The 12,969-nt window shown below is 48.2% G+C and carries 11 protein-coding genes; 10 read left to right on the top strand and 1 reads right to left on the bottom strand.

Annotated elements, in window-relative coordinates:
- The first annotated feature begins 65 nt into the window (after window positions 1-65).
- Entirely contained in the window at window positions 66-992 is a 927-nt protein-coding gene (locus ACM6JA_RS25400) for a serine/threonine protein kinase (RefSeq protein ID WP_414854618.1), read from the top strand.
- Here ACM6JA_RS25400 and ACM6JA_RS25395 read toward each other — a convergent pair.
- Window positions 973-3,012, bottom strand: a complete 2,040-nt coding sequence (locus ACM6JA_RS25395; RefSeq protein ID WP_414854617.1) for a VWA domain-containing protein — start codon at window positions 3,010-3,012, stop codon at window positions 973-975. The two genes, ACM6JA_RS25400 and ACM6JA_RS25395, sit on opposite strands and share 20 nt — an antisense overlap.
- Window positions 3,013-3,562: 550 nt before the next feature.
- Between ACM6JA_RS25395 and ACM6JA_RS25390 the strand changes: the two genes are divergently transcribed.
- The 9 genes from ACM6JA_RS25390 to ACM6JA_RS25350 all read left to right on the top strand — a co-directional run bounded on the left by ACM6JA_RS25390 (window position 3,563) and on the right by ACM6JA_RS25350 (window position 12,941).
- Window positions 3,563-5,731 carry a transcriptional regulator gene (locus ACM6JA_RS25390; RefSeq protein ID WP_372678999.1) on the top strand — a complete coding sequence of 723 codons (2,169 nt, stop codon included), beginning with the start codon at window positions 3,563-3,565 and terminating at the stop codon, window positions 5,729-5,731.
- A gap of 150 nt (window positions 5,732-5,881) precedes the next feature.
- Window positions 5,882-6,307 (top strand): hypothetical protein, encoded by a 426-nt coding sequence (locus ACM6JA_RS25385; protein ID WP_007728098.1) that lies wholly within the window; start codon window positions 5,882-5,884, stop codon window positions 6,305-6,307.
- A 102-nt stretch (window positions 6,308-6,409) separates the two neighbouring features.
- Entirely contained in the window at window positions 6,410-6,862 is a 453-nt protein-coding gene (locus ACM6JA_RS25380) for a J domain-containing protein (protein WP_414854616.1), read from the top strand.
- Window positions 6,863-7,051: 189 nt separating this feature from the next.
- A complete protein-coding gene (locus ACM6JA_RS25375; protein WP_414854615.1) occupies window positions 7,052-7,606 on the top strand; it encodes an FHA domain-containing protein in 555 nt (184 codons plus the stop codon).
- Between the two features lie 71 nt (window positions 7,607-7,677).
- On the top strand, window positions 7,678-8,208 hold the full coding sequence (locus ACM6JA_RS25370; protein WP_017252081.1) for an FHA domain-containing protein: 531 nt from the start codon (window positions 7,678-7,680) through the stop codon (window positions 8,206-8,208).
- Window positions 8,209-8,213: 5 nt separating this feature from the next.
- Window positions 8,214-9,053, top strand: coding sequence for a PP2C family protein-serine/threonine phosphatase (locus tag ACM6JA_RS25365; protein ID WP_007728090.1), 840 nt, complete (start codon window positions 8,214-8,216; stop codon window positions 9,051-9,053).
- A 20-nt stretch (window positions 9,054-9,073) separates the two neighbouring features.
- Window positions 9,074-10,981, top strand: a complete 1,908-nt coding sequence (locus tag ACM6JA_RS25360; protein WP_414854614.1) for a serine/threonine protein phosphatase — start codon at window positions 9,074-9,076, stop codon at window positions 10,979-10,981.
- Window positions 10,978-12,255 carry a normocyte-binding protein gene (locus tag ACM6JA_RS25355; protein WP_414854613.1) on the top strand — a complete coding sequence of 426 codons (1,278 nt, stop codon included), beginning with the start codon at window positions 10,978-10,980 and terminating at the stop codon, window positions 12,253-12,255. Before ACM6JA_RS25360 ends, ACM6JA_RS25355 begins: the two co-directional genes overlap by 4 nt.
- Entirely contained in the window at window positions 12,246-12,941 is a 696-nt protein-coding gene (locus ACM6JA_RS25350) for a hypothetical protein (protein WP_039961353.1), read from the top strand. The genes ACM6JA_RS25355 and ACM6JA_RS25350 overlap by 10 nt, the downstream gene beginning before the upstream one ends.
- The last annotated feature ends 28 nt before the right edge of the window (window positions 12,942-12,969 follow it).

Here is a 12,969-nt window from a genome sequence, read left to right as displayed (position 1 = left end):
ATATTGCCATAATCCCCCATCTTTCGTTATCATTTTTTGAGAGGAAAGATAGGGGAGGCCATGACATGAGACAGGTTGAACGGGAAAGAGGTCTGAAAAAAGGCACGATCCTGCAAAAAGCTTATCGGATCAAAAAGACCATTTCCACAAGTGAGCTGTCGAATGTGTATGTGGTCTACCATATGAAAAGCAAGCGGACACTCATTCTCAAAGAGTTTTTCCCTCAAGCATTGGCGATGCGAGATTTGGATCACGTGAAGGTCATTTGTCGCAGACCATCGTTACAAACCAAATTCGACATGCTGCTAGATAGCTTTTGGCAAGAGGCGTCCCTACACAAAGAACTGAATCATCCAACTATCATCGGATACATCGACCATTTTGCCGAAAATGGCACAGGTTATCTCGTCGTGGACTATTGCAAAGGGAAGACACTGGATGCGTATGTATTAGCCCAAGCCGAGCTTGATCTGGGAGCATTTTTGTATCAGACGATACTTCCGGTATTTGACGGATTAGACTATTTGCACAAAAAGGGCATCATTCATCGCGATATCAAGCCCAAAAACATCTTAATCACCGAAGCTGGCCAGCCTGTGCTGATCGATTTTGGCTCCGCGATCTATTTCGTGAGTGATGAACCCAAGCCGATTGTGACGACAGAAGGATATTCACCGCTTGAGTTTTACTCGGGTCAATCCAAGCAAGGAGTCATCTCGGATATTTACAGCCTGGCTGCCACGCTGTATTACTGTCTGACCAAAGAGCGTCCCGTTGATGTGGCGGCAAGAGTGATTGAGGATCGCTTGCCATCGCTACGAACGATCAACCCTGAGGTTCCGCTGCTGCTGGCGAATGTCATTATGTGGGGATTGGCCGTCGACTCGAAAAAAAGATGCCCAACACTCAAGCTGTTTGCGACAGCGATTCGTGCAGAGCATCTGATTTGGAAAGGAAAGGCGCGCTTCTCTCTTAGGAAGCTTCCTCACTAGACGATTTCTTAAAGCGAATTTCGATCTCGGTCATCCGATCCTCGAAGGTCACATACACCTTGTCGTTGTATTGGAGGACGAGCTTTTTATGTCGGGGCATGGTTTCCTTGCCCCGCTCAACTGTGCAGTGACTATGATTGACCAGAAGCAGCGTCTGATTTTTTCCTGGCTGGAAGTAAATCTTATGCGCTTCGGGCAAATGCTCATTCACATCCAAACTGGTGAACAGCTCCTGCAACGTGATCCGCTGTTTCTTGCCAAAGGAGGCGAGAGGCCAAAACTTGACAGGGATGTCATGGCCGCTTGCCGTGTGCAGGAAATACCCCTCCAGACGCCCCACAAAGGCAGGCTTGGGACGTGTAAGCAGGTAAACACCGTAGCCAATCGCTGCTACGAGCAACACAATCATGCCGATGGTGATGTAGCGGTCCCATACCGAGTGCACGGTAATAACGAGCGGGCCTGTGACGCTTGCTCCTTCCGCATCCGTGGCGGTAATGGTGATTTCTGATGTGCCACTTTTCTCTGGTGACAGCTTCAGTGCCGCGTCTTGAATCGTAGCGATAAATCGTTCGTCCGGATCAGCAGTGACGATGGTATAGGTCAGCTTGTCGTTATTGGCGTCCGTGAAGAACGAACCCAAATCGATAGCCTGCTCGCCGTTTTCCTTCTCGATCGTCAAGGTATTGACCGAGGCAGCAACTGGCGCGATATTCGTGATATCAAAAACGCTCGAAGCCGTCTCGCGATAACAGTCCGGGCCGTTCATAAAGATTTTCCACTCGTACTTGCTCGTGTGAGGGAAGACGTAGTCGACCGTAAAGCTATTGCCAAGATTCTTCATCGGAATCTTTTCTTCTTTTTTCCCCACGAGATCGGTTACGATCAATTCTGCTTGCATGGATGCGTACACATCCTTGTCATCCAGTCGTTTGCCACCCTCCAGATGGTGGAGATAGGTAGTAAACGTAGCAGGATTCCCCTTGATAACTGGTTCAGGCTTGACCTCTACACCAGCCATCAAGCTGTAATTCCCCAGTAAATTGATTTTCACCAAATCCCCGGGTTTGCCTCTAAATTTAACGAGATAGTTTCCCTTCTTCGGCTTTTCTATTTTCATCAGCGAGTATTTTTTAGATTTCATGAAATGCACATTTTGCGATTGATAGTACACTTGCGATTCCAGCAGCGGATTGTTGGACAACAGGATGATGTTGGCTTCCTGCATGCTGGAGTTAGGAATGGTCACGGTCACTTCCTGCAAGCCCCCGGTAGCTGTCATGGCCGCTACCGACACGAGTTGCGATTGAATATGCTTGGCAAAAATCTGATTGAAGATTTCGGGCAGATCATCCGTACTTTGTGTGACAAAGGAAGTTCCGCCTGTTGCCTCTGCGATTTTTTTCAATTGATCCTTTTGGACGGAGCCATCGCTATTGAGGCCAATCGTATAGATCGGATAGCCTTGCGCTTTTGCTTTCGAGATAGCTGTCTCCACATCCTTGTTGGATGCTGCCACACTCCTGCCACCCGCATTTTGCCGCAAATCTGTTCCTCCGTCTGAGAGAAGGATCAAAAATGGCTTGCGAGCCGGGTCCTTTGTTTTTTCAATCATCTCTGCCCCTCTGCGCAAACCGAGCCCCAAATCCGAATACCCAGAGTACCGCAATCCTTGAATGGTTCGCTTGAGCTGTTCCCGATTCCTTGCTTCGGCCATGCTCGCTGGAGACTGAGCTTGTACAATCCGATCATTATAAGCGACAAAGCCAATGCGGGTACGCGTGGCTTCGCTCATATCAATGAACATACTCATGACCTCTGCGGCTGTTTTGCCAGGGTCTGTTTTGTTCATGGAATTACTCGTATCAATGACAAAGACCGCGTCTACTCCTGCATCTATTGTTCCATTTGCCCCCGCAGTAAGAGGGGCGGACAAGAAGAGCATGGGAAGGAGCAGTCCGATGACCACCATTCGAAAAAGTGGCGGCAGAGAGAGGGTTGACTGACGATTTTTGTACATACACTCACCTTTTTTCTGAAAAAAATTTTAAAAAGTTCATGACTTACTAAAATGGGACGATTTACCTATAAATGTTTGTTCGTATAAAAGATCGGTTACGTATTGCCGATGTATTTAAAAGTTAATAACACCCATTTTTGTAAATATGAGGTGAATGCATAATACTCCCCAGCGGCAACTAGGGAGAATTATCTATCAGTCCTTGTGCTTCTTTCCTAGTAAGAGAGTGGACAAGGTGAGGCTTATCCCTATTTTTTCGAAGACCTAGGAAAGGAGACTCGGTGTCTTCAGCATAAAACGAGAATCCAAGAAAAGGAAGATTCGTGGAATAAAATGGGTCTAAATACTGAGAATGGTCGCTGAGGTATAGGGAATTTGTCACAATCTGCGGAATGTTGACAAATAATGCGGGCAAAGCTTAATTTAGAGGCAAGATTTTTTGTTTGTTTTTGGTATAAATGTCACGATTTGTATCTTTATTCGTGAAGTAGGACTCATCATCTATCAAGTAGGACTAAGTGGTTATGTAGACAACAGAAAGGGGCCATTTATGGACATTATTAACCAGACCAACCGAACCATGCTGTTCGAAGAGATCAACCCGGAAAAATTGGACCTGATCACCATTGTTGGAGATGTAAAAGGCATCGACAGTCTCAGCGACGACAAGATCAAGGAGATCAACGAGCATCTCCTCGTGCGCAGCTTCGATGAGTTTTTGGACAAGTTCTCACCGAGTGTGTATTCGTTCTACAATGCAGCGAACCAAAAAGTGATGTACACCTTGAAAAAGCCTGACGGAATTGCAGAGGATGCGATTTCCGAGATCAAGATCGATCAGAGCAACGACTTCTTGAAAATGCTGTTTACCCTGATTGATACGAAGCGTAGCCAAGGTATCACCAACGTGGATTTCAAATTCGAGAATTTGCTCGATATGATTTCCCCGAAAAAAGTGATGGATGACATCCGTCAGGTGCGCAAAGAGATTCACTATTTGTACGGTCATTACGAAAAGCTCGATGATGGCGATCCGAAGAAGCTCGATCTCGGTGACAAGCTGAACACGATGTTCGAGGATGCCAGCAAAAACTACAACAACGTCATGGCAATGCTGCCGCTGGCGATTGAAGATATCAAAACACGACTGCTCTTGGGCGGCGCACAAGAAGAGAACCAATCCGAGGCGATTCAGATCGGGATGCTGACGATTGGGGAAGACGGAGAATTGAAGATCATCGAGGCACCGAAGAGTGACAGCCGCGAGCTGATGGTTCTCGATGAAAACAGTGGAAACGGATTGATGAACGTTTTCGAAGAGGATTACGAGTCGATCACAGAGACGCCATCCTCTTATGTAAAAGATCTCGTGGTGCGCACCTTCTGCCCGCTGCCGACGGTACATACCGAAGTCAACATTGAGACAGAAGTACAGAACTACAATACGTATTTGGAGTTTTACAAAAACGCCAAGGACGACTTCGTAAAAACGGTGAAGCCTTTGGTCGAGAAAATTTTGGGCGTGAAGATGTTCTTCGATCAGTACGTGACCAAGAACAAAGGCATGCAGCCAGCTATGCTGATCACGAATACGAAGCTCGACATGCTCGTGAAAAGCAGCAACATTCCACGTCTGGAGACTTATCTGAACACGGTCAACGCGAAAAACGATTTCACGGATACGATCTGGTTCGGAATCGTGCCATCGGTTGATATGGATTCCGCCGGAAAAGCACAAGTGACTCGCGAGCGTTTCCGTGGGAACGAAAAAGTCGTCAAGCAGGACGGCAATACGATGGAATCGCTCACCATGCTGCTCCAGGTCGTCAAGGACTTCAAGGTACAAGTGTTCTTCAGCTTCAGTACAGGTGAAGAAACGACCTTCAACAGCATGGCGACAGCGGGCATTGATAAATACATCGACAAGTGCGGAATCCTGGTGCGCAAAGAATTCAGTGAATTCGCTATCCCGTGCATTCCGAACTTCACGATTATTCCGAAAGATAAATCAGGAGTTGTCATCGACAGCAGAATGCTGCAAACCGAAGACGGCGTGAAGCTGTCCCAGGAAAAAGAAGACATCCTGAAGCTGTGGATCGAGGGTGTTTATGTCGGTGCCAGCTACGTAGCTGCTGGTGTCGTGGCAGCGTACCAGTGTCCAGAGTACTTGCGCGAAACATTCAAAGTGGTTAGCCGCGAATATCCAGGTGTGCGCTTTGACATCGAAGCAGGTGAAAATGGACTGCGCGCTATCACCACAATGGCCAAAGAAATCTCTGGCTTCACCAACAACATCAAAGATTCCATCAACCGCAAAAACTTTGGATTTGTCTTCTCTTCGGAAAATGCACAAATCCAAGGCAAAGATATCAAGCGCATTACAGTGTACAAGGCACGCAGCCTAGCCATGGCAGAGGACGGCTTTGATTCCATCTACAAAACACTGGTCAGCACCTATATCGAGCGGATTCTCCGCTTCCAGACGGGTGATTTCAAACACGATAACATCGTGAAGTTCTTCAGTAACAATCCGAGCAGCCAAAAAAGCAAATGGCTGGGCACACGAGGCTTCGTGAACTCCATCATTCACGATGGTGATGACATGAGCTACATCATCGATGATAAGAGCAATCTGTGCCATATCGATCTGGTGTTCAACGGCAATGTGAAAAACCTGGAGGTCACCATCACCAAAGGAACGACTCCGGTCAAAGCATAGCATTGATCCCCTGGAGAGCTGTTTATGAAACTTTTTGACACATTACGCAGGTGGTTAGAGGTGTGTTTCCCAAAACGCACCCTTACACATAAGCCTCGAAGCCAATCAGGTAATTCGAGAGCAAGATTTCATTTCAAGGAGGTTTTATTCATGGGTTTTCGACTCAAAGTAGAAGGTTCTGAAACAATTGAGCTGGGCATGGACAACATTCAGACAGTAAAGTACGACACTGACACGCCAGACGATTCCAACGCGCGCTCCACAGATGTGGGTGCAACACTGAAACTGACTGGCAAAATCATCACTGCAACAGATGGTGACAGTGCGGATGACACCATGAAGCTGGCTCTCTGGTCTTTGGTACCAGCAGAAAAAGCGGATTGCTACCGAAAAGTAACATTGGAAGTAATCGCTGCTGATCAAGTGATCCGCAAAATCTACTTCCCGAACGCATTCGTAGTAGATTACAACGAGAGCTTCGGTGATACCGAGGGTGTAGGAACATTCAGCATCTTCATCAAGCAAAAGAAAGACAAAACCGAACTCACCAAAATCGAAGGCGGCTACGCTGTTTAGGTTTTGAGAGAAGTAAGGTAGGAAGAGCCGTATCTCGAAAGCCGTGTTCGAGGTACGGCTCTACAAAATAACCAATATCATTGCCAGACAGAGGGTGCGCGCATGAAAAATTATTACGAGATTCTGGGGCTAACCAAACAGGCTTCCACGAATGACATCAAAAAAGCATACCGTCAACTGGCAAAGCAGCATCATCCGGATGTCAATGCCGGGAGCAGTGAGTCAGAGCGAATCTTTAAAGAAATTACCGAGGCCTATCAGACATTGCAGAACCCAGCCTTGCGCGAGGCGTACGACGCACGCTACGAAGCTTTTCAGCAAAAGAAACAACAGCAGACCAGCCATTCAAGCAGCACAAAACAAGGGCAAAGCAAACAGCAAGCACAGACTGCAACGGGTGTGAACTTTGAGGATTTGGGGAGCACCTTTGAACGATTTTTTGGTTTTCATCCGAAGACAGGCGAGATTAATCCAAACACCATGAAATCCGAAAAGAAAAATCCACTGGATACGACGGATATGTTTGAACAGTTTTTCCGCATGAAGAAAAAATAAAATGGAAAAATCGGGCTTGGATGACAGCTCTTTCATGACATAGAGGTAGTAGCAACCTGCTCCTGTCTTTGGATGGATGTCCATACATACATCATTCGCCCAAAGCTCGGAGCATTTTTCTTACAAGGAAGTTCAAAAATTCGTCTTTTGATCACGAGCATACATAGGTAGTTGATTGGGGGGAAAGATGTGGCGAAGAAAAAAGGGTACCAAAAGTCCATCAGAGTGAAGCTCATAGAGCTGCTGATTTCCATTCTTGTGATTAGTGCACTCATATATGTCTTTGGTTATACGGACAGCAACGCTCTGAAAATAATTACAGGAATTGCCTTCGGACTCTTTTTGTTCGGGGTCATTATTGTCAAATTCGGAAGCCTCGACGAACCGGAGCCAAAGAAAGAGGATGGCGTCACCAAGCTGGTTCTATTAGATGAAGAGGGAGAGAGCGTGAAGGAGTGGTTCATCCAAGGGGAGACATCCCTTTTGATCGGCAAAAGCTCCGCGCAAAACGAGGTCGACATCGACTTAGCGGACGCGGAATACGCTGCCTTGATCAGTAAGCAGCATGCGGTTCTGAATCAAGCGTCTGGGGACTGGTTCATCGAGGATATTCATTCCAAAAACGGCACAGGCATCAAGCAGCCAAACAAACGCGACAAGAGCAAGCTGGAGATTGAACAGCCGCATAAAGTTAAGGCTGGCGACGTCATTTACATAGCCAATACCCGCTTGTTGCTGAAGTAACAACGGGGTAAATATCGCTTTTACACACATACATATCGTCCTTGCACGGAACGAAACGGGGGAGCAGAAGAATGAGTTTGACAAGATGCGCGAATGGTCACATGTTTAGCACCAGAAAACACGGAAGCACCTGCCCTTATTGCAGTATGGTCGTTGAGCCAGGGGCGAAACCGGACAACAAAGCACCAGCGAGAGTGGCAGACGACGATAAGACGATGCCGTACCTGGGGGAAACAGAAGGAATTGAGCCTGTTACCGGATGGCTGGTATGTATTGAGGGGCCGCAACAAGGTCAAGATTACCGCATTATGGCGGAGAAGAACTTCATCGGTCGCGCAGAGGATATGCATATCCGAATCGTCGGAGACAACACGATCTCTCGCCGCAATCATGCGGTGATTGTCTACGATCCGAAAAAACGCAACTTTTACTTGCTCCCGGGTGATGCGTCGGGACTTGCCTATCATAACAATGAAGCGGTGTACACACCAGTTGAGCTCACTGCGTACGATGTGCTCCAGCTCGGAAAGAGCACCTTTATTTTCATCCCGCTGTGCGGTGTTCACTTCGAGTGGGACAACTCCAACAAAGGCAAGGAATGATGAGCATGTTTCAACAGGGCGCAATCCCGTATCTGGTCGTCCTTGGCGTGATCATTGCCATTACTCTTTTGTTTCGTCTACGTGCAGCTTTGATCCGGCAAGAAAAGAATCCTGTCATCCAGATCGGAAATGGACAGACGATCGGCAGACGAGAAGAGCAGGATGATTACTTTTCTACGGCAACTTCGTCTCATGGGACGATTGCGGTCTTGGCTGATGGAATCAGTGGACTGGCTAACGGCAGACTTGCTTCAACGCTTGCCGTGACTACATTTATCCGTGAGTTTACAAAGTTGGACAATCCGAAGCATATGTCCCTTTTCTTTTCACGGGCTGCTTCCCTTGCCAATTCGGAGATTTTGCAGACGCTGAGAGGAAGTCGGGGTGGGACAACGCTGGTCGCTGGCGTAATCGTAGAGGACAAGCTGTATTGGGGAGCGGTTGGAGACAGTATCATCACCGTTTTCCGGAACGGAGAATTCATCCCGATCAATCAAAAAGACATTTATGAGTCTGTGCTGGAGGCTCGTTTTCTGTCCGGTGAGATTACGAAGGACGAGGCGTTGGAGCATCCGCAGAAAAAACAGCTGATCAACTACTTGGGCTACGAGAGTTTTCAAAATATCGAAATTGGCCGTGAGCCGTTTCCGCTTGAGAAGGGAGACAAGGTCATTCTCTGTAGTGACGGTGTCTACGATACGTTAACCGAGATGGAGCTGGAGCAGATTTTGTTCCAAAAAATCGCTGCCCATGACGCGGCTGACCAAATCATTGAAGCGGTGGAAAGCAAGCAAAAAGCCAATCAGGACAACGCAACCATTCTCATCCTGGAAAAAGGCTGGTAACGGGGGAGCGGGTAGTACGAATGAGAAAGGACAACAGTGAATTCATTACCGGGTTTCTATCCGAATCAGGCAGCTTCGTTCGCAACAAGGATTACTTTGCCTTCGCCGAGCTGGATGATATCGCGTGCTGGGTAATCGCCCGCGGATTAGACAACGATCAGGAAGTAGAAAGTGCGGAGTTGGCGGCCAAAAGCGTTCTGGGCTACTTTTTGCAGAAGCCGTCCATTTCGCGTTATCGCATTCGCCGCTATTTGCAGGAGGCCCATCGTGTCCTACAAGCCGAGAGCCATCGCGTCAGACTAAAGGCGAGCTTGACCGTAATCGTTACGGATTATGCCAGAGTGAGGTACGGGGTCGCTGGTAACACCCGGCTGTATCAGTTTCGCAATGGCCGATTGCAATGGCAGAGCAAGGATCAGAGTCTTGCCCAACAGATGGTGGATGGAGAGGAAATCGCAGAGGACGCGCTCGATCAGCACGAAGAGCGCCATAATCTCTTGAGTTATTTGGGGACGCCCAATGAATTTCACCCGTTTATCTCCAAGAAGCTCCCGCTATATGACGGTGATGTTTTTCTGCTTGCCACCCCTGGTCTGTGGGAGAAGGTGAATCCGGCCGAGATGCAGGACGGGCTCCAAGAGGCGAAAGATCCTGAAACCTGGATCGATACGCTGGAAGACGTGCTTTTGAGCAAGCAAGAGCATGTTGTTCAAAACTACACGGCAGCCGCTATTTTTGCGAACAAAATATTCAAGACAGACCCGCAAAAAAAATGGCGGATTATCAAACGGGTTGCACTCATCCTTCTCGTGCTTGCCTTGGCTGGAGGCGGGGCTCTGCTGTTCAAGATGAAGGAAGCGGAGCGCATCGCGGATGCTGCGACAGGGATGTTCGAGCATGAAACAGCAGGTGACGCTTTTATTGCGGAGGGCGATTATCCCAAGGCACTCAAGGCGTACAGTGATGCCCGAAATGCTGCAAATATCGTCAAAAACAAAATTCAGGCCGCTCTCTTGGTGAAAAAAATCCGTATTACACAGTTGATCGTGGATGGAGATACGGCTGTAAAAGATGAGCAGTACGCCAAAGCATTGGAGAAGTACGACAAGGCGCTCAAGGAAATGAAAGGGCGCGATGATTTTAACGAACCTGAGATTTTGGAGAAGAAAGAAAAGACACAATCGTATGTGCTCGTCATGCAGTGGAAAAAGGAAGGCGATCTCTTGTTTGAGGGGCAGGATTACGCTGGTGCGGAAGCCTATTACCAAAAGGCGCGCAAGCTGGCGTTGGAAACTTCCTTTGTAACAGGAGAAAAGGAGCTGCGTACCAAGCTGGACGAGGTAGCTTCCAAAAAGACCGGTATCGATAAGGAAAAGAAGACGCTCGACGGCGACAAGCTGGAGAAGCAAGGCGACGAGAGCTATGCGGCGCAAGACTTCGAGGGAGCGATCCAATCGTATACGATGGCGCAGGAAATTTATCAGGAGATTGGCGTGCTGGAAAAAGTTTTGGCGATGGAACGCAAGGTGACAAAGGCAGAGGAGAAGCTGAATCCTCCTGCTGTTCCGCCGGCAGGCCAGCCACCTGTGCAAGGGACGAGTGCTGCGAGTCAACCTCCGGCAGTTCCGGTGAATCAAACGGCACCGGTTAATCAGACGGCTCCTGTAAATCAAACGGCTCCGGTAAATCAAACGGCTCCGGTGAACCAGACGGCACCGATTAACCAAACTGCGCCGGTTAACCAGACAGTCCCAGTCAATCCGGTGGCTCCAACGTACCAACCAGTTCCGGCGCACCAAGTAGTGCCGACTAATCAAGCAGTTCCACCTGCCGAGACAGCTCCGGCGACTCAGCCAGTTCAGCCACCGCAAGCTAATCCACCAGCTACAGCCAATCCGACACAGGAGGAGGCAGCGAAAACGCCATGAAAGAGATCGTACTGGATCGTTTGAACAAAATGGAGGAGCTGGAGCAGCGCAGGTTGCTCAAGCAGATCATGAACGGTGTCTTCCTCAACCTGGTCGAGTATCAGGAGGAGATGCAGAAGAAGCTGGAGGAGCGTGTTTTTACTGAGATCGAGGACAAGGAAGATAAGCATGACATCTACGTGACCCTCTGCCATCGCGATGACTTTGATCCGATCCACGAGTATTTGTACCCGATGATTCCTGGCGATGAGGAAAAGAAGATATGTGATCGTAAAGAGTTAGCGGTCAAGCTCAGCAACCAGGAAGAAGCGGTCATGATGACGATCTTTTTAGAATGTGAGTACGACAAGATACAGGCGCTGATGATGAGCAAGCGAACCTTCAAGGGTCGGCTGAATACGGGAGGCAATCACTATCCAATCGAGGTGCGCCTCCAACAAAGCCGTGTGTATATGGAAGAGCTGGAAAAGCTGTACAACATGTTTCAAAAGAACGGGATGCCGTGGAAAACGGTGAATCACCCTTACGCTAGCAAGTTTTTCGATGTCATTCTGGTTGCCTGTGAGGGCACGTTTACAGAAGACGAAGAGATACTGGAAATGTCGATTACCCTCGATGAGTGGGAGCCTTACAAAAAGCTGGACGTTATCCCGTTGTGGAACATCGAGCGTTTGGGTTTAAAAAACATCGGCTTTCCCGTTCCTGCCATTGACCGGGTGAATTTTGAGCATGTCCTGTCGTTACGCAAGACAGGCAGTGAGCACGGATATTTGGTGGATGGAGATGAGGAGCTGATTCGCTACATCAAGCGGTCACCGGAAGAGCTGACGATCGTCTCACCTCAGGAGAAGTCGGGAGTTTGGAACGTATGCAAAATTACACAGCCTGTCACGACCCGCATCGGAAGACTCGATTACGAATTAGTGTCCAATCGCCGCAAAAACAGCTTTGTTGGGAGCTATGCACGGAAGCAGGCGATGACCGTACGAGCCAAAGGAGAGATTATCCGAATCGTCCATTCCTTTGAGGCCGCTGAGCAGTTGGAGCTAGTGAATGTTGAGATCCGGGACAAAAACAATCGGCCTCCCGCTACGTACGGCTTGAATCCGTTCATTAGCGATAACGTTCGTGTAGAAAACGACAAGAAGATCATGGCTCTCGGCTTTCGGAGACGCGGGGCGAACAGCTTTATTCTCCAAGACATGATGAGCTTCCTCGTCTCCGAGGTTCAGATGTATTTTCCGGAATACAAGTGTGAAGGAGAATGGGCTTGAATTACATCTGGGATTTGGTTATTCGTGCAAAACGCGCCGGGATTGCCAATAAAGACATCCAGTTCAAAGCGGCCAAAGTGTATTCCCCCTATATGGAGCTGAGTCATGAGGCCATCAACGCCAAAACGGTGGACAAGACAGTAGAAGTGAATCCGTACTACCGTTTCGACGATATTTTCCGTGACCTTTTTGATGCCAATTACTCGGACGATGCAGAGCTTCGGCATACCTTGTTTGATATCATCATCCATTTGCTGGCCGAGATCGATCTGTCGCAAGGGATGAACAAGCGTGAATACCACATCCGCTTTGTATTGCGCGACTTGGAAGCGGGGCTGTTCGGTAGTCGGGTACAGGAAAATATCCGGCTTTTTACCAAAGAGGAGCGAGAGATTATTGCAGGCAATATTTTGCGCTTGTATGAGACCGGTGAAGCAGTGTACCTGCTCAAGGATACGATGCGCAAAATTTTCTCCCACTCTACCATTTACGCTAATTGCGAAGAAAAAGATGAGCTACTGATTTACGTCGGGCAGTCGGAGAGTGAAACCGCACATGCCAAGCTCGCTTTAATCAAGGATATTTTTTTGCCGGTTCGGTTCCATACAGAGATTTATTGGCGAAATCATTTCGGCATTTTGGATGTCGAAGAAACGATGCAAATCGACAGTGTTGCACTGTACTAAAGGTTTTTGACCGATTGACCCCAACGAA

Origin of the sequence: Brevibacillus sp. IT-7CA2, from assembly GCF_949767855.1 — a bacterium.
Taxonomy (GTDB): domain Bacteria; phylum Bacillota; class Bacilli; order Brevibacillales; family Brevibacillaceae; genus Brevibacillus.
This window is presented reverse-complemented; position numbering and strand designations above follow the sequence as displayed.